This is a genomic window from Oceanobacillus luteolus, from assembly GCF_042678205.1.
GTDB classification, from domain to species: domain Bacteria; phylum Bacillota; class Bacilli; order Bacillales; family Amphibacillaceae; genus Oceanobacillus; species Oceanobacillus luteolus.
In genome coordinates this window covers 23,157-48,051 of record NZ_JBHUDE010000011.1, presented here as the reverse complement: position 1 = coordinate 48,051, position 24,895 = coordinate 23,157, and the positions used below count along the sequence as shown (strand labels likewise).

At 39.8% G+C, this 24,895-nt stretch carries 24 protein-coding genes and 1 other annotated feature; of the genes, 12 read left to right on the top strand and 12 right to left on the bottom strand.

The features are described from left to right. Positions 1-2: 2 nt before the first annotated feature. Positions 3-1,058: an iron chelate uptake ABC transporter family permease subunit gene (locus tag ACFSBH_RS03480; RefSeq protein ID WP_251513754.1), complete on the top strand. Its 1,056-nt coding sequence runs from the start codon at positions 3-5 to the stop codon at positions 1,056-1,058. A 457-nt stretch (positions 1,059-1,515) separates the two neighbouring features. After that, positions 1,516-2,220, top strand: a complete 705-nt coding sequence (locus ACFSBH_RS03475) for a SurA N-terminal domain-containing protein (RefSeq protein WP_251513752.1) — start codon at positions 1,516-1,518, stop codon at positions 2,218-2,220. Between the two features lie 45 nt (positions 2,221-2,265). On the opposite strand, the gene hisC is transcribed toward ACFSBH_RS03475, so the two are convergent. From hisC to hisZ, 7 genes are read right to left on the bottom strand one after another with little or no spacing between them, the layout of a single operon-like run. After that, the gene (gene hisC, locus ACFSBH_RS03470) at positions 2,266-3,327 is read right to left on the bottom strand and encodes a histidinol-phosphate transaminase (protein WP_251513749.1); all 1,062 of its coding nucleotides are present in this window, start codon (positions 3,325-3,327) and stop codon (positions 2,266-2,268) included. Further along, entirely contained in the window at positions 3,320-3,961 is a 642-nt protein-coding gene (gene hisIE / locus ACFSBH_RS03465; RefSeq protein WP_251513747.1) for a bifunctional phosphoribosyl-AMP cyclohydrolase/phosphoribosyl-ATP diphosphatase HisIE, read from the bottom strand. Before hisIE ends, hisC begins: the two co-directional genes overlap by 8 nt. Continuing rightward, positions 3,958-5,436: an imidazole glycerol phosphate synthase subunit HisF gene (gene hisF / locus ACFSBH_RS21385; RefSeq protein WP_465264468.1), complete on the bottom strand. Its 1,479-nt coding sequence runs from the start codon at positions 5,434-5,436 to the stop codon at positions 3,958-3,960. Before hisF ends, hisIE begins: the two co-directional genes overlap by 4 nt. Positions 5,437-5,455: 19 nt before the next feature. After that, positions 5,456-6,040, bottom strand: coding sequence for an imidazoleglycerol-phosphate dehydratase HisB (hisB, locus tag ACFSBH_RS03450; protein ID WP_251513745.1), 585 nt, complete (start codon positions 6,038-6,040; stop codon positions 5,456-5,458). Continuing rightward, complete coding sequence (gene hisD / locus ACFSBH_RS03445) at positions 6,033-7,319, bottom strand: histidinol dehydrogenase (protein ID WP_379596066.1); 1,287 nt, start codon at positions 7,317-7,319, stop codon at positions 6,033-6,035. The genes hisB and hisD overlap by 8 nt, the downstream gene beginning before the upstream one ends. Positions 7,320-7,324: 5 nt before the next feature. Next, positions 7,325-7,951: an ATP phosphoribosyltransferase gene (hisG, locus tag ACFSBH_RS03440; protein WP_251513741.1), complete on the bottom strand. Its 627-nt coding sequence runs from the start codon at positions 7,949-7,951 to the stop codon at positions 7,325-7,327. 1 nt (position 7,952) lies between these two features. Beyond that, positions 7,953-9,176, bottom strand: a complete 1,224-nt coding sequence (gene hisZ, locus ACFSBH_RS03435; RefSeq protein WP_251513739.1) for an ATP phosphoribosyltransferase regulatory subunit — start codon at positions 9,174-9,176, stop codon at positions 7,953-7,955. 172 nt (positions 9,177-9,348) lie between these two features. Between hisZ and ACFSBH_RS03430 the strand changes: the two genes are divergently transcribed. The 3 genes from ACFSBH_RS03430 to murB all read left to right on the top strand — a co-directional run bounded on the left by ACFSBH_RS03430 (position 9,349) and on the right by murB (position 12,114). Then, positions 9,349-10,143 (top strand): histidinol-phosphatase HisJ family protein, encoded by a 795-nt coding sequence (locus ACFSBH_RS03430; RefSeq protein WP_379596063.1) that lies wholly within the window; start codon positions 9,349-9,351, stop codon positions 10,141-10,143. Between the two features lie 151 nt (positions 10,144-10,294). After that, complete coding sequence (locus ACFSBH_RS03425; RefSeq protein WP_251513733.1) at positions 10,295-11,107, top strand: alpha/beta fold hydrolase; 813 nt, start codon at positions 10,295-10,297, stop codon at positions 11,105-11,107. Positions 11,108-11,196: 89 nt separating this feature from the next. After that, positions 11,197-12,114: a UDP-N-acetylmuramate dehydrogenase gene (gene murB, locus ACFSBH_RS03420; protein WP_379596095.1), complete on the top strand. Its 918-nt coding sequence runs from the start codon at positions 11,197-11,199 to the stop codon at positions 12,112-12,114. A gap of 998 nt (positions 12,115-13,112) precedes the next feature. Here murB and ehuA read toward each other — a convergent pair. The 4 genes from ehuA to ehuB form a co-directional block, all read right to left on the bottom strand. Next, complete coding sequence (gene ehuA / locus ACFSBH_RS03415) at positions 13,113-13,883, bottom strand: ectoine/hydroxyectoine ABC transporter ATP-binding protein EhuA (protein WP_251513729.1); 771 nt, start codon at positions 13,881-13,883, stop codon at positions 13,113-13,115. A 107-nt stretch (positions 13,884-13,990) separates the two neighbouring features. Beyond that, a complete protein-coding gene (gene ehuD, locus ACFSBH_RS03410) occupies positions 13,991-14,692 on the bottom strand; it encodes an ectoine/hydroxyectoine ABC transporter permease subunit EhuD (protein ID WP_251513727.1) in 702 nt (233 codons plus the stop codon). After that, entirely contained in the window at positions 14,689-15,339 is a 651-nt protein-coding gene (locus tag ACFSBH_RS03405) for an amino acid ABC transporter permease (RefSeq protein ID WP_285853692.1), read from the bottom strand. The genes ehuD and ACFSBH_RS03405 overlap by 4 nt, the downstream gene beginning before the upstream one ends. Positions 15,340-15,564: 225 nt before the next feature. After that, the gene (gene ehuB / locus ACFSBH_RS03400) at positions 15,565-16,449 is read right to left on the bottom strand and encodes an ectoine/hydroxyectoine ABC transporter substrate-binding protein EhuB (RefSeq protein WP_251513725.1); all 885 of its coding nucleotides are present in this window, start codon (positions 16,447-16,449) and stop codon (positions 15,565-15,567) included. A gap of 334 nt (positions 16,450-16,783) precedes the next feature. Between ehuB and ytzI the strand changes: the two genes are divergently transcribed. The 6 genes from ytzI to ddlA all read left to right on the top strand — a co-directional run bounded on the left by ytzI (position 16,784) and on the right by ddlA (position 22,415). After that, the gene (ytzI, locus tag ACFSBH_RS03395) at positions 16,784-16,945 is read left to right on the top strand and encodes a YtzI protein (RefSeq protein ID WP_251513723.1); all 162 of its coding nucleotides are present in this window, start codon (positions 16,784-16,786) and stop codon (positions 16,943-16,945) included. Positions 16,946-16,969: 24 nt separating this feature from the next. Then, the gene (locus ACFSBH_RS03390) at positions 16,970-17,452 is read left to right on the top strand and encodes a DUF456 domain-containing protein (RefSeq protein ID WP_251513721.1); all 483 of its coding nucleotides are present in this window, start codon (positions 16,970-16,972) and stop codon (positions 17,450-17,452) included. A 79-nt stretch (positions 17,453-17,531) separates the two neighbouring features. After that, positions 17,532-18,365, top strand: a complete 834-nt coding sequence (thiD, locus tag ACFSBH_RS03385) for a bifunctional hydroxymethylpyrimidine kinase/phosphomethylpyrimidine kinase (protein ID WP_251513718.1) — start codon at positions 17,532-17,534, stop codon at positions 18,363-18,365. Between the two features lie 11 nt (positions 18,366-18,376). After that, entirely contained in the window at positions 18,377-18,928 is a 552-nt protein-coding gene (locus ACFSBH_RS03380) for a cysteine hydrolase family protein (RefSeq protein WP_251513715.1), read from the top strand. Between the two features lie 54 nt (positions 18,929-18,982). After that, positions 18,983-19,207: a binding site (T-box leader), on the top strand. Positions 19,208-19,267: 60 nt separating this feature from the next. Continuing rightward, positions 19,268-20,707, top strand: coding sequence for a proline--tRNA ligase (gene proS / locus ACFSBH_RS03375; RefSeq protein ID WP_379596058.1), 1,440 nt, complete (start codon positions 19,268-19,270; stop codon positions 20,705-20,707). 607 nt (positions 20,708-21,314) lie between these two features. Continuing rightward, positions 21,315-22,415, top strand: coding sequence for a D-alanine--D-alanine ligase (gene ddlA / locus ACFSBH_RS03370; RefSeq protein ID WP_251513711.1), 1,101 nt, complete (start codon positions 21,315-21,317; stop codon positions 22,413-22,415). Positions 22,416-22,508: 93 nt separating this feature from the next. On the opposite strand, the gene ACFSBH_RS03365 is transcribed toward ddlA, so the two are convergent. Further along, entirely contained in the window at positions 22,509-22,988 is a 480-nt protein-coding gene (locus ACFSBH_RS03365; protein WP_379596056.1) for a glutathione peroxidase, read from the bottom strand. Between the two features lie 181 nt (positions 22,989-23,169). Between ACFSBH_RS03365 and ACFSBH_RS03360 the strand changes: the two genes are divergently transcribed. Further along, on the top strand, positions 23,170-24,783 hold the full coding sequence (locus ACFSBH_RS03360) for a long-chain fatty acid--CoA ligase (RefSeq protein ID WP_379596054.1): 1,614 nt from the start codon (positions 23,170-23,172) through the stop codon (positions 24,781-24,783). Positions 24,784-24,895: the final 112 nt, after the last annotated feature.

Sequence of the window (24,895 nt, the reverse complement as noted above, 5' to 3'; positions counted from 1 at the left end):
AATTGGAAACTACAAACAACAAAGTCGTCAAAATTAATTCTAGCCTTCCTAATGAAGATAAACCGTCTAAAGCTTTTCGGTCCAAGAAAGAAGAAAGGCGTTATTGGATCCTTTTAATTACACTGATCGTTTTGGGTGGTCTTGCTGCGTTTGGACTATTAGTGTATAACAATCCGGTTCCAGTAGATTCCCCTTCCTTTATTCCAGTTGTTGAAAGAAGATTGGATGCCCTTACTGCAATGTTTATTGCTGTAATCTGCCAAAGCTTGGCGACTGTTGCTTTCCAATCAGTAACGAATAATAGGATTATAACTCCTTCACTATTAGGATTTGAAGCACTGTATTCAACAATTCAAACTAGTACAATGTTTTACTTTGGTGCCAGTGTATTTATCGGATTTAGCGGCACTGGACCATTTTTAACCCAAGTTATTATTATGATTGTGCTCTGTTTGGTACTTTATGGTTGGTTACTTTCAGGAAAGTATGGGAATCTCCAGTTAATGCTTCTAGTCGGAATTATTATTGGTACCGGACTTCGGTCATTATCATCTTTTATGCGAAAACTACTTGCACCGTCTGAGTTTGATGTTTTACAGGCGAGATTATTCGGTTCTGTCAATAATGCAGACCCTGAATACTTTCATATTGCAATACCAATTGTAATCATTGTGGCATTACTGCTCCTTGTTTATTCAAAACGATTAAATGTAATGTCACTTGGTAAAGATATCGCTAGTTCTTTAGGAGTAAACTATCGATTTAGTGTCATTTATGTTCTTGTTTTAGTTTCCATATTAATGTCAGTATCAACTGCTTTAGTTGGACCACTAACTTTCTTTGGGTTTTTAGTTGCGACTCTAAGTTATCAGTTGGCACAAACTTATGATCATCGATACATATTTCCGATGGCTCTTGCATCCGGTTTCTTAATTTTATCAGGTGCATATTTTATCATGTATCATGTATTTAATGCTCAAGGTGTCGTTTCTGTTATTATCGAAATGGTTGGTGGTATAACATTCTTAGTCATCATTTTAAGGAGAAAGACTTTGTAACAAAGAACAAATATTTATTGGAATCAGACTGTATTACATTTTCTAATTTGACCAGAGTATGGGACATAAAGGATCTTATTGAAAAAAGGCGTTTAATGAGATGAATAAAGCAAATACCCAAGTATTTTGTTAAAACTTCATGTTCATTAATAAAGATAAGAACTTTTGTCCCGGCTCTTCAGTTTTGAAGTGAATCTACCCTAGTATTCCCCTGTAACCAGCCCCCATAAACCTTCTTGCAGAAAGTGCCTCATCAATTCCCAGTGCTTCCAATTGCATGGTCAACAAGTTACCCTAAGGTCATTATAATTTATAGTGTTTTTCCCTTGTGTTTAAGAAAAGTGAAGGATGAACGGATCATTGTATATGACTTTAGCCTTAATCACACTTTCGTTATTGAATTATTAGGGTGTTTTATGTTTTACTGGAGTAAGACCAATTAGGAGGTAATAATTAAATGAAGAAAAGAATCCTGCTTATTACAGCATTATTTTTAACGTTGCTATTAGCTGCATGTAATAATGATGACACAGAGAAAGCGGATGACAATAAGGATACAGAAGAGCAAGCAACAGAAACTGTGGAGATTTCTGATGAGGAAAAGGTTGATAATGACTCCGTCGTCTTGAATATTAATGGTACTGAGATCAACGGAGCTAAATATAATAATGTTTATAAACAATACAAAACAATGCTTCATATGTATGGACAAGATGTAAGTGATTTGGACATGTTGAAGGATGAAACAGTTCTGATTCTAACTGAGCAGGAATTGATTCGTCAGGATGCACTCGATAGTGGAATTGAAGTGACGGAAGAAGATGCTCAAGAAGAGATTGACAATATCATTGAGACAAATGGAGAAGAAGCTATTCAAACCATGCTTGAAGAATATGATTTATCTGAAGAACAGTTCAGAGAACAATTGATGGATGACTTGTTGATGGTCCGTTATATTGAGTCTGAATTTACTGTTGAAGTGACCGATGAAGAAGTGGAAGAACAATATAACCAGATGAAAGAACAGAGTGAAGAAGTGGGCGAACTTCAGGAATATGAAGAACTGATCCGCCAAAGCGTCATGGAGCAGAAGCAAAGAGAAATGTTGGAAGCTCGTATCGAAGAATTAAAAGAAGAAGCTGAAATTGAGACGTTGATTTAAGACAACAGTAGGATGACGCACAGAAAGTTGTGCGTCATCCTATTTTTATTTTTTCAGAAGTTTATCGAGCACCTGGAAAAACGTGTCCATCTCTACTTCCGTACCAATTGTAATTCGTAAATATTCGTTAATGAGTGGTTTATTAAAGTATCTCACTAAGATCTTATTTTCTTTTAACTGTTCATACAGGCTGGAAGCTTCCTTGTCTGGATGAGTTGCAAATAGGAAGTTTGCTTGAGAGGGAAGCACGTTAAATCCACGTTTTCTCAATTCCTGAGTGGCCCAAATCCTTGTCCTTTTAATTTTCTCCCTTGTTGCTTCAAAGTAAACTTTATCTTTCATTGCTGCAATACCGCCAGCAATAGCTAGGCGATCAATTGTATAAGAATTAAAGGAATCTTTTATCCTGATGAGCCCCTCAATTAATTCAGGTGAGCCAAGAGCAAATCCTAAGCGAAGTCCAGCAAGAGAACGGGATTTGGACATCGTTTGAATAACGAGTAAGTTATCATATTTATGAAGCAGCTTGACTGCAGATTCCTCGGCAAAATCAATATATGCTTCATCAACAATAACAACCCGATCCCGATTATGCTGAAGAATATCTTCAATTGCCTCGAGCTGTAAATAGAGGCTAGTTGGTGCGTTCGGATTTGGGAAAATAACGCCGCCTTCTGAACTGTGAAAATCACTTGCCTGAATAGAGAAGTCCGCTTGTAAAGGAACTTCCTCTACTGGTATGTTAAAGAGTTTGGCATAAACCGGGTAAAAGCTATAAGAGACTTCTGGGTAACGGATTTTCCTCCCGGATTCAAAGAAAGCCATAAACGAAAAGGCAAGCACTTCATCTGAACCGTTTCCGATAAATACGCTGTCCTTACCCAATCCATAATAGTCAGCGATCTCATTTCTCAGCTCATCCACTGTTGGACTTGGATAGAGTCTGAGAGACTGATCTGCTTCCTTCTTTATCGCATCTAAAACCAGAGGGGAGGGAGGATATGGGTTCTCGTTCGTATTTAGCTTAATGATTTTCGGATCATTCAGCTGTTCCCCTGGAATATATGGATCACTACGTTTTACTGCACTGCTCCAAAATTTACTCACGGTTTTGACCTTCCTTTGTCAGATGGCGTTTTAATAATTCCGCTTTAATTTCATTTAGAGTTACTCCTGACGTCTCCATCACGACAAGAAGGTGATAGAACAAATCGGAGATTTCGGCTGTCAGCTCCTCTTTATCTTCATTTTTTGCAGCAATGATAACCTCGCTCGTTTCCTCGCCAACCTTCTTCAACATTTTGTCGATACCTTTTTCAAACAAATACGTCGTATATGCTCCTGGGACAGGGTTTTCCCGTCTGTCTTTAATTTTGTCAATGACTTGCGTTACGATATCCAGAGATGGTAACTCTTTTTGGTCGAGCGTTTCATTAAAGCAAGTCACTTCACCGGTATGGCAGGCAGGGCCAAGGGGCTCGACTTGGACAAGTAGAGCATCTTTATCACAGTCATAGTTGATACGCTTTACCAGCTGTTTATTACCTGACGTTTCCCCTTTGTTCCATAAGGACTGTCTGGAACGGGAATAAAACCAGGTTTCACCTGTTTCAATTGTTTTTTCCAATGACTCTTTATTCATATAAGCAAGGGTCAATACTGTACCGCTTGCTGCATCTTGGACGACAGCAGGCAGGAGCCCGTTTTCATCAAATGCTAAATCTTCTAGTTGGATTGTCATTCTTTTATCCCCCTGACCAAAACATTTTCATTTGCAAGATATTCTTTCAATGCAGGTATTTTAATTTCGCCAAAGTGGAATACAGATGCTGCAAGGGCCCCAGCTGCACTGCCCTCTGTCAGTGCTTCTTTAAAGTGTTCGGGTTTTCCAGCTCCACCGCTTGCGATTACCGGTACATCTACAGCTTCGGCGATTTTCTTGGTTAATGCTATATTATAACCCGACTTCGCACCGTCATCGTCTATGGCATTCACGACGACTTCACCTGCTCCAAGTGTTACTCCTTTGATTGCCCATTCAATTGCATCAATGCCGGTATCCACCTGTCCTCCTTTGGAAAAGACATTCCACTTCCCAGGTGCAACCTCTTTAGCATCTAATGCAAATACAATAGTTTCACTCCCGTATTTCTGTGAAGCTTCACTAATGAGATCTGGGTTTTCGATGGCGGCACTGTTGATTGAAACTTTGTCAGCACCGGCTTGTAATACTTTTTCAATATCTGCAATGGAACTAATTCCACCACCTACGGTAAAAGGTACTTGGATTACTTTTGCGATGTTCTCGACAAGGTCGATAAAAACATTTCTCTTCTCTACAGATGCTGTAATGTCATATAGAACAAGTTCATCTACTTGATCTTTATTATATTGCTTTGTAAGCTCTACTGGATCTGCGACCTCTTGAATGTTTTGAAACTGTTGTCCTTTCACGACTCGGCCATTTTTGACGTCGAGACAAGCGATGATATTCTTCTTTTCCATCTTCTCACCATCCATCAGGTTCTTGAAATTTAATGTGCCGTCGTATAGTGCTTTTCCAATAATTGCACCGTACATCTTTTGTTCCCTTAACCTCTTAACATCTTCTTCTGTTGTCACGCCGCCGGAAGCAATGACATCAATCGTTGTTGCTTGATTGACCGCTTGGAGCTCCTCAAAATTTGGTCCTTGCAGCATGCCATCTTTCAAAATATCGGTGTAAACAATTGTTTGAACACCGACTTCTTCCAAATCTTTCACGAGATCAAGTGCCTTGACTGTGCTTTCTTTAGTCCAGCCGTCTGTTGCAACAAAACCATTACGGGCATCAATTGAAACTGCAATTCTTTCGCCGAATTTTTCCACTGCTTCACGCAAAAATTCTGGGTTTTGAATGGCGGCTGTACCAATGATGACTCGGCTCACTTCCCGGTTCAAGTAATTTTCAATTACTTCTATCGAACGGATGCCACCACCAACCTGAATGGGGATGGATACAGTTTGCGCAATCTCTGCAATCAGACCTTGATTAATCGACTTTCCTGTTTTGGCACCATCCAAATCAACAATATGGATATACTCCGCACCTTGTCTCTCCCATTCTTTCGCGACTTCCACAGGGTTATCATTGTAAATCGTTTCTTTATTATAATCTCCTTGGGTTAGACGTACGCATTTACCTCCAAGAATATCAATTGCCGGGAATAAAATCATGAAATCATCTCCTGTAAATTTATAGGACGCCTTTTGTAGACGGAACACCTTTGATTCTTGAATTAATTATTGTTGCTTGGTCTAATGCTCTTCCGAAGCCTTTAAAAATTGCTTCAATCATATGATGGCTGTTTCTGCCATATGCGAGATTAATGTGAAGAGTAATTTTTGCATTGCTTGCAAACGCTTGGAAGAACTCTTCGACAAGCTCAGTATCGAAATCACCGACTTTGTCTTTTAATCCTTCCACATTATATACAAGGAAAGAGCGGCCGCTAATATCGAGGGATACGTTGACCAACGCCTCATCCATCGGAGAAGTGACCGATGCATATCTCGTAATGCCTTCTTTTGTTCCTAAAGCTTCCCGGAAAGCTTGACCGAGAGCAATTCCAATATCTTCGACAGAGTGATGTTGATCCACCTCGAGGTCGCCGTCACATTTCACCTTTAAGTCAAACAAGCCATGCTTTGTCATCAGTGTTAACATATGATCGAAAAAACCGATACCTGTATTAAAATCACCTTGTCCGGTACCATCTATATTAAGGTCTAACTTGATCTTTGTTTCCGCAGTATCTCTGGCAATTGAATAACTACGCATCCTGATCATCCTTTCTGATTTGAATAGCATTTGCGTGGGCAGACAAGCCTTCTACGTTTGCTAGTGTAATAATTTGATCGCTGACATCTTCCAATGCTTGTCTCGGGTAACTGATGATCGTTGATTTCTTCAAGAAGTCATAGACACCAAGCCCTGAGGCGAACCTTGCTGTACCACTTGTTGGCAGCGTATGGTTTGGCCCGGCAAAGTAATCTCCCAACGGTTCAGGTGAATAGCTTCCTAGGAAAATTGCTCCAGCATGTTTAATCTGAGGTAAAAGCTCCGTTGGATGCTCGACCATCAATTCCAGATGCTCCGCTGCGATAATATTGGCCACTTGAGCTGCTGACTCCAGGCTGTCTACGATGATTATTCTGCCGTTTGCCTCGATGGAAGCATCAATGATTTCCTTTCGTTCCAGTCTACTAGTCTGTAAAACGATCTCTTCCTGGATAGAGTCTGCAAGTTGTTCGCTCGTAGTAATACAAATCGCTCGGGCAGATTCATCATGCTCCGCTTGAGATAAAAGGTCAGCAGCTACATATCGTGGGTTTGCTTTCTCGTCAGCAATAATACAAATCTCACTTGGACCAGCAATCATATCGATGCCGACTGTGCCATATACCCACTTTTTGGCTCGAGCAACATAAGCATTGCCGGGACCGACAATTTTATCTACCTTTTTTACCGTTTCTGTTCCGTAGGCAAGCGCTGCGATCGCTTGTGCTCCGCCTATCTTATAAATCTTTTTGATTCCTAAAAGCTCAGCGGCAAGCAGCACATAAGGGTTTACTTTTCCATCTTTACCAGGCGGGGTAGTAATTACAATCTCCTTTACTCCAGCCAGTTGCGCAGGGATCACTGTCATTAAAACGGTGGAAGGGTAGCCGGCTTTTCCGCCCGGAACATAGACACCAACACGATCAATAGGGGTAATCTTTTGGCCAAGCATTATTCCATTGTCTTGTTCAACTAGCCAAGATTTCTCCTTCTGTTCGTTATGATAGGCACGGATATTTTTTGCTGCTTGCTTCAAAGCGGTAAGGAATTCTGGAGTTGTGAATTGCTTTGCCTCACGAAATTCTTTTTCAGAAACAACTAAATCATCGAGGGTCACCCCGTCGAATTGTTTCGTATATTCATATAGTGCTTTATCCTGCTTTTCTCGTACTTTACGGATAATCCCGAGAACTGCATCGTCCAGGGCAGCGTCATTTTCTTCTGCGCTGGTAGAATTATTCCATTCTGCGATATATTCTTCTGCAGTAATTATTCTCATGCTGGTCACTCCAATGCATTTTTTAGTTGGTCAATGAAGTCTTTTACTTCCGTTGATTTAGTTGCAAAACTAGCTTTATTTACAATGAGGCGGGTACTAATGTACTCGATATCTTCCAAAACCACCAAGCCGTTTTCCTTCAATGTACTACCGGTTTCCACAATATCGACGATGACATCGGCAAGCCCGATGAGTGGCGCCAATTCAACAGAACCATTCAATTTGACGATTTCAATGGACTGGCCAACATTTGAAAAATACTTCTTCGCTACGTTAGGATACTTTGTGGCAACGGTTAACGTTTGGTTGGAATCTGCCGTGTAATCAGGAAATCCGGCAACAGAGAATTTACATTTACCAATTTTCAAATCGAGCAGCTCGTAGACATCGGCTCGGGATTCAAGAATATTATCTTTTCCGACGATGCCTATGTCTGCTGCCCCTCTTTCTACATAAGTCGGAACGTCGACAGCTTTTACGAAGATTAATTTAATCGTTCGTTCTTCATTAAAGAAAACAAGTTTTCGGCTATCTGCGTGAAAGTCAATAAAATGCATGCCGGCTTTCTCCAACGTTTCAATGGTATGTTTAGCTGGTCGTCCTTTCGCTAATGCAATCGTAAGCTTCTCCATTTTAGGCCCCCCCTTTTTCAACTAATCGAATCAATTCTTCCGTTGTTTCGAAAGTCTGTTCCGTCTCATCTATTAGTACATTTTTATCTTCTAGAAAAAGGATTCCAGCTTCAGCAGTTCCAATTTCGAGTTGTTTTGTAATCACTCTATACTCTTGCTCTCTTAAAGATTGAGCTGCTTCCAATGCTTTACGCCTTTGTTTCGCTACATAGTAAAGTGTTAATGGAGCAGGTTCGTTTCTAACATCGGTAAGTTTATGTTGATTTATTGCTTCAAGTAAGTCATCAACTTCATAGGCAAACCCAATGGCAGGCATATCTTTACCGAATTGTTTGCCCAATTGATCATAACGTCCGCCCATTAGGACAGGTTTTCCGATATTTTCGACGAAGCCTTGGAAAATAACATCCGTGTAATAATCCATGTTATTGATTAGCCCAAGATTCAACGTAATAAAGTCCAGCACATCATAATCTTCAAGAACCTCTATGACAGCCAGCAAATTATCCAGGATATGTTGCATCCGTTCATTTTGGATAATAGACTTTGTCTCTTCCAATACTGCTGACGGACTGCCGTAAAGAAGTGGAATGGCATAAAGTGCTTCTTGTATTTCAGAAGGTAAATCAAGCTTAGTTAAAAAGGGCTCCATCTCAACCATATTTTTGGATTGAATCAGTTCCTGAAGTTGTTGCAGGTCTTGCGGTGATAAGTTTGCCTGTTCAATCAATTCCTTGAAAAACCCTGCGTGACCAATTTCGATTTTAAAATTGTTGAACCCAATCTCTTTCAACGTATGAACGGCGAGTGCGATAACTTCAGCATCGGCTTCCGGCTTTTTATTTCCGAACAATTCCACACCAGCCTGGGTACTTTCTTTTTCTGTGCTTTCACCATTCGGATGGCGGTATACATTAAAAACATAGAAGAGCCTTTGCTCACTTCCATTGATTTCCCGGTCAGTAACTGTCAAACGTGTCATCGGAATCGTTCCATCTGGCCGAAGCACGAGGACTTTCCCAGATCTATCAATTACTTTAATCATTTCATCTTTATTCACTGTTTGCTGGATGGAATTATACATATCGTAATCTTCAAAAGTTGGGGTATGTACTTGTTCATAACCATATGTTGAAAAACGGCTTTTCAATTTATGGATGAGCTGGTTCTTAATTTTGTAATTCATGACCGCTCGATTACTGGATTTCTCGATACCGTTCCGCATTTCTTATTCTCCCTCCAAAAACTTTATTGATTTATCACTTTATCACTTCATCTAATTAAAGTTATATAGTATTATAATAATTATGATAGATTATAAAGTCAAATGATTTCTTCACGAAATTTTATGAAAAGCTAGATTAATAGCCGAAAGATAAGACAAAGGAGAGAGCAGCATGTTTGATTACCATATGCACAGTAATTTCTCGGCCGATTGTGAAACGCCGATGGAGAAAACAGTTGAAAGAGCAATTGAATTGGGATTAAAGGAAATCTGTTTTACTGACCATATTGACTATGATTACCCGGATAAAGATTGGATATTTGAATTTGATCTAAAAGAGTATGATAAAAAAATTAAAGAGGTCCAAGAGAGATACCGTAATCAAATCCGAATTAAAAAAGGAGTGGAGATTGGGCTTCAGCCACATATCCTCCAGAGATATGAAGATATGATGGAACAAGAACAGTTCGATTTTGTCATTTGTTCCTTACATGCGACGGAAAAAAAGGATTTGCATTTCGGTGAGTTCTTTGAAGGAAAAACAGTGGATGAGGCATACGAAATTTACTATACGGAGCTGTTGACATGTGTAAGGGATTTTAAGGAATTCAGTGTACTTGGCCATCTTGATTTAGTGAAACGCTATACGAAGGAAAAAAGCAAAAATAACTTCCATCATATTATTAAGGAAATATTTGCTGAAATCATCCCAGCAGGAAAGGGGATTGAAGTGAATACTTCTGGCTATCGTTATGGTTTGGAATCTGGTATGCCAAGTCTTGATATATTGAAGTTGTATAAAGATTGTGGGGGAGAGATCATCACATTAGGTTCAGATTCTCATGTGGTGGACACACTTGCAGTTGAATTTCCACTTGCCATCGCTCATTTGAAGGAAGCGGGTTTTAAATATATATGTACATTTACGGATGGTAAGCCAGAGTTTCATTACATTGATAATTTATAATAAAGGTGACTTTTTTACGAATTTCACATGAAGCAGGGATGAGTACCGTCTCGCTATGCTATAATAAAAAAGAAAATAGGCCACTGCTATTTGGCAGTGGCTAATATTCTTCCATTACATATTGGTTAACAAGCAAGGTGAGTGAATTTGAATGAATAAAGGAAATATCATCACAGGTCTTTTTGCATTATTACTTTTACTCGGACTGGGGGGTTATTCATTGATGCCGAAAAATACAAAGTCAGAAGGATATGTAGGAATACCGACTGTCTTTGTACATGGATATAAAGGAACCGTCAATTCTTTCGGCAATATGCTCCAACGTTTTGAAAATGAGTATAAATATGGGGTAGTAGGGATGACTTATTTTGTGAACGCTGATGGTTCCCTTCATACACAACATTTGGCCCGAAGTAATGGTAAACCGTTATTCATTCAAGTCGTTTTTGAAAATAATCGTACCAGTTTTGCAGAGACGACAAATTATCTTGCGAATGTGCTGCACAATCTTAAAAGTACGTATCAAATAGACACGGTGAATCTCGTAGGACATTCAATGGGTGGGATAGTGTCCTTAAAGTACATCATGGAATATGATGGTAAGGCATACCCCCGTGTAGAGAAACTTGTGACCATCGGCAGTCCGTTCGCTGGTATCTTTGATCCGAATTATTTTATTACACATACGGATAGAGGAGCAGAGGATTTGAAGATGGACTCGCTTGCATTAAGAATGCTCCATACGTCCACCTTCCCAGAACATGTGAAAGTACTTAGTATTGGAAGTACAGGCGACGCTGTTGCGGTTCCTGAAAGTGTAGCCCAACTCAGAAAAATTGTCCCATCAAGCCAACTGAAAGAAGTGATGTTGGAAGATGAGACTTTAGGACATAGCGCACTTCATGAACATGCAGGGGTAGATCAATTGATTTATCGTTTTTTGTGGCAAGATTTAGCACAATAACTTAAACTATAGAAGCAAGCTAAAATGAAATGATATTCCATGGTGAATAATGGATGGAATTTTTTATTAAAGGATGATATACGTTGACAATGAATGACCCAATTTATAATAAACTAACGCAGATTACTGCGGAGGAAAATGTATTGAAAGACGAACCTCTAAAAGAGCATACGTACACACGACTTGGCGGTAAAGCCGATTACTATGTGACTCCTTCAACTTATCAGGAAGTGCAGGAAATCGTTTTGCTGGCAAATCAGGAAGATGTAGAATTTACTTTGCTCGGCAATGGTTCGAATTTAATCGTCCGTGATGGCGGAATTCGCGGAATCGTAATGAATCTGCAAAAATTGGCTACGATAAAAGCAGATGGAGATAGTGTCATTGCGGAAAGTGGCGCAAGAATTATTGATGCATCCAGATTTGCATTGAATGAACGGCTTACCGGTTTAGAATTTGCTTGTGGTATTCCTGGTTCTGTAGGCGGGGCGTTGTATATGAATGCCGGTGCTTACGGCGGTGAAATTAAAGATGTTCTCAGAAGTACGCTTGTCTGCACGAAAGATGGCGAGCTTATCACGCTGAGTGCAGATGAATTAGATCTTGATTACCGTACAAGCAACATTCCGGATAACGGTTATATTGTATTGGAAGCTACGTTTGATTTGAAGCAAGGTGAATATGATGACATAAAGGCTGTCATGGATGATTTGACGGAAAAAAGGGAATCCAAACAGCCATTGGAATATCCATCTTGCGGAAGTGTGTTCAAACGTCCACCGGGATATTTTGCAGGAAAGCTGATTCAGGACAGCAACTTGCAAGGAGTGCAAATTGGTGGTGCACAAGTTTCCAAGAAGCATGCTGGCTTTATCGTAAATATTGAAGATGCAACGGCAACAGAGTATATCTCCCTGATCAAACATGTCCAAGCAACAGTGAAAGATAAATTTGGAGTCACTCTTGAACGTGAAGTACGAATTATTGGTGAAGATGTAGAGGTATAGTAAAATGGCGCTTTCTTAAGGAAGGCGCCATTTTTTGGTGTTTTTTGAGAATCCGTTCTTATGACTTGAATGGAACGAATTATTCTTTCTTCGAGTACTTAGATTGGTTCTAACGACATGAATGGGGTGAATTTTCTTCCTTCGTGTACTTAGAGTGACTCTAACGACATGAATGAGACGAATTATTCTTTCTTCGTGTACTTAGATTGGTTCTAACGACATGAATGGAGTGAGCTATTCTTCCTTCGTGTACTTAGAGTGGCTCTAACGACATGAATGGGGTGAGTTTTTCTTCCTTCGTGTACTTAGAGTGACTCTAACGACATGAATGAGACGAATTATTCTTTCTTCGTGTACTTAGATTGGTTCTAACGACATGAATGGAGTGAGCTATTCTTCCTTCGTGTACTTAGAGTGGCTTTAACGACATGAATGGAACGAATTATTCTTTCTTCGTGTACTTAGAGTGGTTCTAACGACATGAATGGGGTGAGGTATTCTTCCTTCGTGTACTTAGAGTGGCTTTAACGACATGAATGAGAACGAATTATTCTTTCTTCGTGTACTTAGACTGGTTCTAACGACATGAATGAAGTGAGGTATTCTTCCTTCGTGTACTTAGAGTGGCTTTAACGACATGAATGTGACGAATTATTTTTTCTTCGTGTACTTAGATTGGTTCTAACGACATGATTGGAACTAATTATTCTCTGTTCGTGTTTCTAGATTGGTTTTAGCGACCTGAATGGAACGAATTATTCTTCCTTCGTGTTCCTACATTGGTTTAAATGACATGAATGAAACGAATTGTCTTTCTTCATGGCATAGAAGCATCCTAAGGACAAAAATAGAATAGAATTTTTCTTAGTACCTGTTCATGTTCTTATAATACTTTTAATATCTCTAATAAAATAACATTATTATGATAAGTGTATAAGTAGAAATAAAAATACCGGAAGCTTTTTATCGGCATCCGGTATATTTATATCGAACGATTATTAAGCACGGAATCTGCTTAAGAAACTCTGCAGCCGCTCATTTTGTGAATGCTCGATGACGTCGCGTGCTGAGCCTTGTTCCGCAATAACTCCTTCATCTAAAAAGAGAACTTTATCTGCAATATCCAAAGCAAAATCCATTTCATGAGTAACGAGAACCATTGCCATGTCTTCGTGTTGTGCAAGGTCGCGGATCACCTCAAGAACTTCCCCGACGAGTTCAGGGTCAAGGGCTGATGTCACCTCATCAAATAACATGATCTTCGGGCGCATAACGACAGCTCTTGCCATTGCCACACGCTGCTTTTGTCCACCTGAAAGTTGGCTTGGATAATTATCGATTTTGTCACCTAGTCCGACTCGTTCCAGCATCTGAATTGCTCTTTCACGGACCTCATGTTTATCTTCCTTTTTCACATGAATCGGTGCTGTCATACAGTTTTCTAAAATTGTCATATGGGGGAATAAATTAAAATGCTGAAACACCATGCCGATGTCCCCGCGTACTTTGCGTAAGTGCTTCTCATTGGCACGAACTTCTTTACCGTTTTTCTCCATTTTCCACAAATTCTCTCCGCTTACAATAATATCACCAGATGTAGGTTCCTCTAACGTCATCAACATCCGGATAATGGTCGTTTTACCGGAGCCACTTGGACCGATTACGGCAACCTTCTCTCCGGCATGAATATCCAAATTGATTCCCTTTAATACTTTTACATCTCCGAATGATTTATAGACATCCCGATATTGAACAATAGGTTCCGTCATTTTTCATACTCCTTTAATACGTTATATGGTTCGTAAAACTCCCACCAAATTGAGGGCACGGGAAAAAAGTAAATGCAATATGTTAAACACATATTATATTGTCAATTTTATGAGCTTTTAGCAAGCGCATTTTTATCAAATCTCTTATTCAGCCTCAATTCAAGTCTCTTAATGAGAAAAGCAGAAGCGTAACTTAAAACTAAGAAGATGATACCGACAATGGTAAGTGGTTCTAAATAAGCAAAATTTCTCGAACCGTACGTATTTGCTAAAAGTAATATTTCCGACACCGTAATGGTGGAAACTAGAGGGACTTCCTTAAATAAAATGATTAGATAGTTTCCTAGCATAGGTACGGTTGGCGGAATCGCTTGAGGAAGGATAATCTTTTTCCACTTATCCATTGTGCTGAAATTCAGTGCCTTGGCCGCTTCCCATTGTCCCTTGCCTACACTATCGATTCCTGAACGATAAATTTCAGAGATGTAAGTACTGTAGTGAAGACCAAGACCAAGTATTGCACTTTGTACTGGACTTAAAGTGATCCCAATAACAGGTATAACCGGCAATGCAAAGAAAATGAAAAATAACTGCACAAGCGGTGGTGTCGAACGGATAAATTCCATTGACCAAGTGACAATCCAATTGAATGGCTTAATGGGTATTCTTCTTAAAAGTGTCCAAATAAAACCAACGATAAGAGCAAAGGCAAAACTGGCAAATGTGAGGAATATTGTCATCCATAAGCCATCTAAGACAATAGGCAGGGCTTCGAAGAATCTCTCCCAACTCCAATATGTAGTGTTCATGAACTAGCCGCCCCTTTCTTTGCGATTGCTTCTCCTTTTCTTGTCATCCAAATTAATGGCAAGGCAAGAATAAAGTAGAACACGAGAATAACACCATATACAATTGGTGTCGCTGAAGCATTTGTACTGCGGATGATATCTCCGTAATAGAGAACATCATGCAGTCCGATTAAAGAAACGAGTGATGTACTCTTAAGGATTAAAATCGTATAATTACCAAATTCAGGAAGCATCATGCGTACGGCTTGTGGAAATATTATGAGCCTCATTCGTTGGAAACTCGACATATTCAAAGCAGTTGCAGCTTCAGACTGTCCTTTATCAACCGCAACAATCGATGAACGGACAACTTCAGATAGATAAGCACCATAGTTCAATCCGATTGCAATCACACCAATCCACCAGTTTGTTCCAAGCTGAATACCGAACAGCATGGGAATAGCATAGTAGAGCCAGAATAATTGTACGATTAGTGAGGTTCCGCGGAAGATTTCCACGTAAACACCAGTCGCTTTTCGGATGAGCACATTATTCGATAATTTAGAGAGCCCAGCCACAAATGCCAATAAATAAGCTAATAGTGCTGATGCAAGTAAGACGGTGATCGTCACTTGCAGACCTTTTGCAACTTGAGGAATAACCTCCATTATTGCATTAATGATAACCACTCCTTATAAAATTTTAATAAAGTCGGATAAGATACATAGGGAAGAAGTGCGAGGAGACAAGTTAACGGTATTTACCCGTTTTTTGAATATTCAAACCATGATATGCATGTTTATCCTGAGTCTACGAAAAAATAAAGGGTCCAGCCCTGGAAGAGGAACCGGACCCTTTAGCCACTTACTTCATTTCTAACAGAAACTTATGAATTAAATTTCACCATTACAAAGTTGTTCTGTTGTTACCTCGCCATCGCCGACAAAATTCATCTCTTCGCTGAATCCATTTTTTTCTAACAGTTCAGCAATGGTTCCATCTTCTTTTAATTTTGCTAAAACTTCATTATAAACATCTCTAAGTTCTTCATTTTCCAAGCTGAATGCAGCAGCACCATAACTAGGCACTCCTTCAATATCAGGCTGTTCAAATGTCTCCACAAATTCTAACTCATCGGAATTAAAGGATTCCAGCGCCATTTTTACCGTCATTTCTGTACCAGTAGTAGCATCTGCTCTACCTGCTTGAACTGCTGAGAAAGTAGCTGGAATGTCAGCTGCAGTCGTAATTTGATCTTCACTTACTCCTTCTTCAAGTAAGAAACCGATTTCCGTAGCACCTTCCATAACAACTACGGTTATGTCTGGGTTGGCTGCAATATCCTCATAGCTATGTATATCGTGAGGATTCCCAGCCTGAACAACCAATCCTTCTCCATATTGCATTTCTGGTTCACTGAAAAGCGCGTTTTCGCAGCGTGCTGGTTGAATCGCCATACCTGCTGTTACGACATCAAACTGTCCCGCTTGAACTCCAGGAATCAATTGACTGAAGTCTGCCAACTGGGATTCCATGTTTTCTACACCTAACTCCTGAAAAACTGCTTTTGCGATATCAACAGCAGCGCCCTTTAGTTCGCCATTTTCTTCATATGCATAAGGTGCCTCGTTGGCAAAACCAATCGTTACCGTACCGCTTTCACGCAGTTGTTCTAATTTGCTTTTACCCTCTGCGGCATCAGCATCTTCATCGTTCGAACCGCAGGCAGCAAGTAATAATAGTGCAAAACCTAGTAATAATATCCCTAATTTCTTCACAATAAATTGGACCTCCTATATTTTTATGAAACTTTTCTCCCCTTTTTATTCGTAGTAAATATTGGGCGAGAAGGGTACCCATATTAGTCTTGTTTTAATGGTAACGATAATTCAACATTCACTCAAACTCTATTAAACTAGATAAAATGGGTTTATTCCTCAAATAGTTGGATGAAAGTCCTCAGAACAGACTATGCTAATATATCCTCCAAAATCATCCCGTTTCCTCTTAAATACCAAATATTCGTTATTATGAGAAGAAAAGATAGCTAGACATTGGTATGAAAAAACTTTAGTATTAAATTAAGAAAAAAGTTTCAAGAGAGGGATTAATATGGGGGCTTATGTAGCAGTTGTTGCTGCTTCAATTGTATTGATTATTATGGTTGTTGTCGGGTCGTTGATAACGATTAATAAAGGTTACGGGTATAAACATTCCGTTGATCCACTTCCTGAAGACGAAGAAGAGCGTAACAGCAAAAAGAATGAAAGCTAGTCTATAAGAATGGAGTGTCCATAGATGGAGATCATATTATGGATCATCATCATCGCATTATTTATAGGATGTTTTATAGGAATCGTGTTTCCTATTATTCCATCCGTCCTGTTTATTTGGCTCGGTTTCATCATCTATCACTTCGGAATAGATGGTGGAGAGTTAAATACATTATTTTGGATAGCAATGATACTATTGACTGTAGTTCTAGTCAGTTCGGATATCATTGCAAACAGTTATTTTGTTAAACGCTTTGGCGGAAGTAAAGAAGGAGAGCGGGCCGCAGCAATCGCTGTTATAATCGGTTCCTTTATTACACCGCCATTCGGGATTATTTATGTCCCATTTATTGCTGTCTTTCTTATTGAATTGATTATGAAACGGACTGTAAAACAAGCATTTCGCGCCTCGATTGGCTCGTTAATCGGTTTCTTAAGCGGTACGGCAGCAAAAGTTATTTTACAATTGTTGATGATTGCGTGGTTTTTTATTCTTGTTATTTTCTAGCATCATATCAACAGAAAATGTCCTGCTGGGCATATCACCTAGATTAAATCTTCTATAGTAGTAAAAGGAGTTTTGACATATGGAATATCCTGCAAGAGTAATCACTATCGCGGGTTCTGCTGCAGGTGGCAGTGCAGGGATACAAGCAGACTTAAAAACGTTTCAAGAGTTGGATGTCTATGGTATGAGTGTTGTGACAGCTATTGTCGGCAGACATCCGAAAACGAACAAGAATGTGCATCCACAAACAATAGAAGCGATTGAGGCACAATTTGAAACAGCAATGAAGCAAGTCGGTATGGATGCTTTAAAGACCGGGATGCTGTTTTCTAAAGAAGTAATTGAAGTAGTAGCGGGATTGATTAAAGAATCCACTATCGAATCGGTCGTCATCGATCCTGTCATGGTGGGGAAAATGGATTCCAAGTTATTGAAGGAAGATGCCATTGAGGCAATGAAAAAGCGGCTCATTCCATTAGCGACCATCATCACGCCAAATATACCGGAAGCTAGGTTCCTTCTGGATGATAGACCGATAACGAATGTAGAGGAATTGAAGCAGGCTGCAATTGATTTATACGAATTAGGCTCAAAATTTGTTCTTGTAAAAGGTGGCCGTCTGGAAGGACCAGCAATTGATGTGTTATACGACGGACAGAATCTGACCTTATTTGAAGCACCACGAATCGATACGGTTAATACAAGTGGAGCGGGTTGCACCTACTCTGCAGCTATCGCAGCTTATTTAGCAAAAGGAACAACTGTGGAAAAGGCTGTTGAGCAAGCGAAGCAGTTTGTTACGACAGCAATAAATCATGGATTTACTTATACCGAAATGGTCGGTCCTACTTATCACGCTTCTCAAAGGAAATATGGGGACGCCTTCCAAATTAAAGTGGAAAAGACGAATTAGGAGGATGAATCATGGTAAAACGAGCATTGATTAATGTTGATTATACGTTTGATTTTGTTGATGATGCAGGTTCATTGACTGCGGGTAAACCAGCTCAAGCGATTGAGGAGAAAATCGTTTCCCTGACAAAGGAATTTATTGATTCTGATGATTATGTAGTATTTGCAATCGATGCCCATAAAGAGGGGGATGAACTTCATCCTGAATCCAGACTTTTCCCGCCTCATAATATCATTGGGACTAGAGGCCGTGACTTATATGGGGAGCTTGCGGATGTATACGAAAAGAATAAGGATAAAGATAATGTGTATTACTTCGATAAAACACGTTACAGTGCTTTTGCAGGAACGGACTTGGAAATCAGATTGCGGGAACGTGGTATTGAAGAAGTCCATATTGTAGGTGTTTGTACAGATATTTGTGTGCTCCATACTGCTGTGGATGCTTATAATAAAGGTTTTGACATTGTTGTACATAAAGATGCTGTAGCGAGTTTCAATGCAGCAGGTCATGAATGGGCTCTTGGCCATTTTACCGATACGCTGGGCGGAAAGGTCATCTAAAGAGGTGTGCTTGACTTTGGGTACCTCTCCTTATATAGTAGAAACTAGAAATGAATAGTAACGTTGAAGCGGAATAGTATAATTCATGGTCTTCTAAAAGAGAGGAAATGGTCGGTGTGAATTTCCAGGAGATAGAATTAGAACCTGCCGTCTGAGTTCGCCATCGAAAGGATCATTCTGGTCTATAAGATGTGCGCGGTTCGAAAGCCGTTATCTAATGAAGTGTGCATGCTTTTTGAGTGCAAACAAGGGTGGTACCACCACGCAAAGGTCCCTTTTTCATATTTAGGGGTCTTTTTTTATTGTAAAAATAAATTTAACTATAAAGAGGTGTTTTACTTGGCTAAGAAAAATAAAAATTTCGTAGAAAAAGTTACAGCTATGGAAGACGATTTTGCCCAATGGTATACAGATGTCGTTAAGCAAGCAGAACTTGTAGATTATGGACAAGTAAAAGGTACGATGATCATTCGTCCTTACGGATATGCAATTTGGGAAAATATTAAAGATGAATTGAACAAAATGATTAAAGATACTGGTCACTCCAACGTCCAGTTTCCAATTTTCATACCTGAAAGCCTATTGCAAAAAGAGGCGGATCACGTGGAAGGCTTTGCTCCTGAAGTTGCTTGGGTAACACATGGTGGAGATAATGAACTTGAAGAGCGGATTGCGGTAAGACCTACATCTGAAGTGTTGTTCTGTGAGTACTATTCGAAACATATTCACTCCTACCGTGACCTGCCTAAGCTTTATAACCAATGGGCAAACGTTGTACGTTGGGAAAAGACAACTCGTCCATTCTTACGTTCATCCGAATTCCACTGGCAAGAAGGACATACAGCACACGCAACAGATGAGGAAGCTGCAGCTGAAACAGCTAAAATGCTTGATGTATATGCTGACTTAGCAGAAAACTATTTGGCAATTCCTGTATATAAAGGAAAGAAAACAGAAAAGGAAAAGTTTGCTGGTGCGAACTACACACTGACAATTGAAGCGTTGATGCATGACGGTAAAGCTTTACAATCGGGAACAAGTCACCATTTTGGTTCCGGATTTGCCGAAGCATTCGATATTACGTATTTAGATAAAGACGGAAAGAGTCAATTTGTCCACCAAACTTCTTGGGGATTGTCCACTAGAATCATGGGGGCATTGATCATGGTACATGGAGATAATCGTGGATTAGTAGTTCCACCGAGAATTGCACCAACACAAGCGATGATCATCCCGATTGCGCAACATAAAGAAGGGGTGCTCGATAAAGCTTATGAGCTGCGTGATCAACTGAAAAATATCGTTCGTGTAGATATTGACGCAAGTGATAAAATGCCTGGTTGGAAATTTAATGAATACGAGATGAAAGGAATTCCAGTTCGTATTGAATTAGGGCCAAAAGATATCGAGAAGAACCAGGTGGTACTAGCTCGCCGCGATACAGGTGAAAAAGAATTTGTCGCCCTTGCAGATCTTGAAAAACGTTTGCCTGAGCTGCTTGAAGAAGTTCAACAAAATCTTTACAATAAAGCATTACAACATCGTAATGAGATGACGACATCTGTCACTACGATGGAAGAATTTACTGAAGTACTTGAAACTAAAGGTGGATTCTTAAAAGCAATGTGGTGTGGTGACTTGGAATGTGAAGAGAAAATCAAAGAAGACACAACGGCAACCTCCCGCTGTATCCCATTCGAACAAGAAAAACTATCCGACAGCTGCGTCTGCTGTGGCAAACCAGCTAAAGAACTAGTCCTTTGGGCAAAAGCTTATTAAAAGAAAAGTGAAAACGACCGTTTAGGGACGGTCAAACTGCGCCCCACAGGACGTGGGGTGGTTCGATGTTGCCCCGGGATGGGGCGTACTTAATCGAACTTCCCCTACTTCACAGATAAAGGAAACACAGCGAGGTACGAGCCGATGTTGACTTATCGATTGGAGGCGCAGGAAGTTTGAACAGTCCCTGGTCGTTTGAGCTAGACATAAGAAAAGCGAAAGGACGCGTTTAGGGACGTCTGAACTGGAATGCGATGCAGGAAGATAAAGGAAACATGCCCCTTTAGGGGTATCCGGCGTTGGGCTTTAGCCCGGTTTTAGTCGGGCAACCTTTAACTTGAGTCGATGTTGACTTATCGACCGGAAGCGCATGAAGTTCAGGCAGTCCCTGCGTGCTTTAGCAAGACATAGCAAAAGCGAAAACGACCGTTAAAGAGTGGTCCAATCAGAGTCTATTCTGTTTGGAGCACTCTTTTCATATTATCTTTGTAAGACACGCTACTCAGTGATAAAATATAAAAAGTATAATTATATTTTGCTATATGCACGTCTAACAAAGTTTTAGAATAAACATAGGCTAGTGGACTAATTTTTTGGAGGAAAGAATATGAAAAAAAGAGTTGGCCTGATATTTGGCGGGAAATCTGCTGAGCATGAAGTTTCATTACAATCTGCAAAAAACGTATTGGAAGCCATTGATAAAGACAAATATGAAGTGTTATTAATTGGGATTGATAAAGAAGGGAAATGGCATATGCATGACTCCTCACATTTCCTTCTAAATGCTGAAGATCCGAAACTTATTGCTCTTAATAAAACAAATGAAGGAGTTGCTTTTGTTCCAGGAGAGACCCAGAACAAGTTAGTGAAGACAGATGGAAAATCAGCACTTGGTGAATTGGATGTCATTTTTCCAATTCTACACGGAACGTTGGGTGAGGACGGAAGCATTCAAGGGATGTTAAGAGTAGCTGAGATTCCATTCGTTGGATCTAGCGTATTAGGATCAGCGGTGAGCATGGATAAAGATATTGCAAAACGCCTACTACGGGTAGCCGGATTGAAAGTTGCCGATTCTTATACATTCACAAGAGCTACAAGAGAAAATATTTCTTTTGAAGACATAGAAAAAAGCTTAGGTCTGCCTTTATTCATTAAACCTGCGAATCAAGGTTCTTCTGTTGGAGTGAGTAAAGTAGAGTCGAAGGAAGAATTTAATGCAGCAGTTACCGAAGCGTTTAAATATGACCACAAAATCCTTATTGAGGAAGCAATTCGTGGAAGAGAAATTGAATGTTCCATTTTAGGGAATGAGTATCCGAAAGCTTCTATACCTGGTGAAATTATTGCGGTAAATGACTTCTACTCTTATGAAGCGAAATATATTGACGAGCATGGGGCGACATTACAAATCCCAGCCGAATTAAATGAAAAACAAGTGAAGGAAATCCAAGATGTTGCAATTCAAGCCTTCCAAGCATTGAACTGTGAAGGTATGGCAAGAGTGGATGTTTTCTTAACGGAAGCCGATGAAATCATTATTAATGAAATTAATACGATACCTGGATTTACAAAAATCAGTATGTATCCGAAATTATGGGAACATAGCGGAATCTCCTACAGTGACCTTATTGACCAGTTGATTCAATTGGCAATCGAGCGACATGAACGGGATTCAGCTTTAGAAAGCTCGTTTGAAGCGGAATAAACTAAACTACCTCTCTGTTTTGCAGGGAGGTAGTTTTATTTGTTTTTACTTTTATAAATCAGTGGAGTTTGCTCACTTATCGCAAAACGATGCCTACGCGTTAATTAATAACTCAATATCCTTTTTCAACTTTGCAGGTTCTTTTTGTGGGGAAAAACGGTCCACTACTTTACCATTTTTGTCGACAAGGAATTTAGTGAAGTTCCATTTGATATCTTCGGTTAAAATCCCTTTTTGTTCCGATGTTAAATATTTGAATAAAGGATGGGCATTTTCTCCTTTTACATCGACTTTGCTGAACATCGGGAAGGAAACTCCATAGTTTGCCGAGCAAAACGAACTGATTTCTTCATCCGAACCAGGATCTTGTCCACCGAATTGGTTGCAAGGGAAACCTAATATTTCAAATTTTTCATTGCCAATTTCCTTATATAGTTCTTGCAAGCCTTTGAATTGGGGTGTGAACCCACACTCACTCGCTGTATTAACAATCAATAATACTTTGCCTTCGAAATCGGCAAGGGATTTTTCTTCTCCATTAATTGTTTTCGCTTGATATTCATAGACGCTCATTGATATCAAACCTCCTTAAAAAAAGCATAGCAAGCCCATAATCCTCTGTCAAAACATAGAGCGACATAAATTTAAAATACCAGCTTGACAATTTACACAGAATATTTAGAATAAAGATTAAGTGTAATATGTAAGGGCTTACAAATTGCTTGAATTCATATTTTGAAAGGAGAAATGCGAAATGATGAATACCCAGTTAACTTTTCCTCTCATGATCCAGCACACTGAAAAGTTCTTCCCAAAGAAACAAATCATCTCCCGTACACAGAAGCGGACGCAAACACTTACTTATGATGAGTATGTGCGACGGACAAGGTCACTTGCCAGTGTTCTCGATCGCTTAGGTGTGGAGAAAGGGGACCGAGTAGGAACAATTGCTTGGAACCACCACCGTCATCTGGAAGCTTATTTTGCCATACCAAGTATCGGGGCGATTTTACACACCATTAATTTACGGCTTTCAAGGGAACATTTGATTCACATTATAAACCATGCTGAAGATAAGGTTTTATTGATCGATGTCGATTTGCTTCCATTGATTGAAGGAATAAAAGATGAAATCAAGACAGTGGAGGCATTTATTGTGATGACAGACGATGAAGAGCTTCCGTATTCTGGACTTGCGCCGCTGTACTCCTATGAGGAATTGCTTGCTAATGGTGATGAATCCTTTTCATTTCGTGAGGACCTTTCAGAAGATGATCCAGCAGGTTTATGCTACACCTCTGCGACAACTGGGAAACCTAAAGGGGTTTTATATTCACATCGTGGCCTCTATCTCCATAGTATAGCACTTGCCCTTGCTGATACTGCTGGCCTTTCCGAGCAGGATGTTACAATGCCTGTTGTGCCAATGTTTCATGCGAATGCTTGGGGTATACCTTTCGCAGCTACATGGCTTGGGTCCACACAAGTTTTACCTGGACCAGCACCGACACCTCAAATACTTGCAGAATTGATTGAAGAACATAAAGTAACCATTACAGCTGGTGTACCTACTATTTGGTTAGGACTACTAAAAGAATTGGAATCCGGTAAATACAATCTTAACAGTCTTCGGGCTGTTTTATGCGGTGGATCAGCGGCTCCGAAAGGCATGATTCGGACTTTTGAAGAAACACACGGAATTCCATTCATCCATGCGTATGGGATGACAGAGACTTCCCCGATTGTTACAGCTGCCAATCTGAAGAGTTATCAAGGAGATCTTCCGTACGAAGAAAAATTGGAATTGCGCTCCACACAGGGTAGAGTAGTTCCAGGTCTGGAGATTAAAGTGATTAACGATCAAGGGGAAGCAAAAGCCGATGGAAAAGACATGGGTGAACTACTTGTCCGTGGACCGTGGATTGCGGATTCCTATTATAAAGATGAACGCAGTAAAGATGTTTTTGTAGATGGTTGGCTCCATACCGGTGATGTTGTGACAATAGATGAAGAAGGTTATGTGAAAATAGTTGACCGGACAAAAGATTTGATTAAAAGCGGTGGAGAGTGGATTTCCTCTGTTGATTTGGAAAACGCATTGATGGCACATCCATCTGTATTTGAAGCGGCAGTAGTTTCTGTCCCGCATCCAAAATGGCAAGAGCGTCCGGTGGCTTGTGTAGTATTAAAAGATGCGGATAAAGGTAGAGTTACAAAAGATGATTTACTGGAGTTTTTAGAACCTCAATTTGCCAAATGGTGGTTGCCGGACGAAGTGATATTTATGGAAGAAATCCCTAAAACATCCGTAGGGAAATTTTTAAAAATGGCTTTAAGAGAGCAGGTTAGGAAAGAGTTGGCTTTATAATGGAGGTAAGGACCGGTACTTTGTAAGAGTACTGGTTCTTTTAATTGAAAAGAGTGACTTTTTTTGTCCACTTTATAATTTGTACGATTTTTGTTATAATACTCGTTATGCA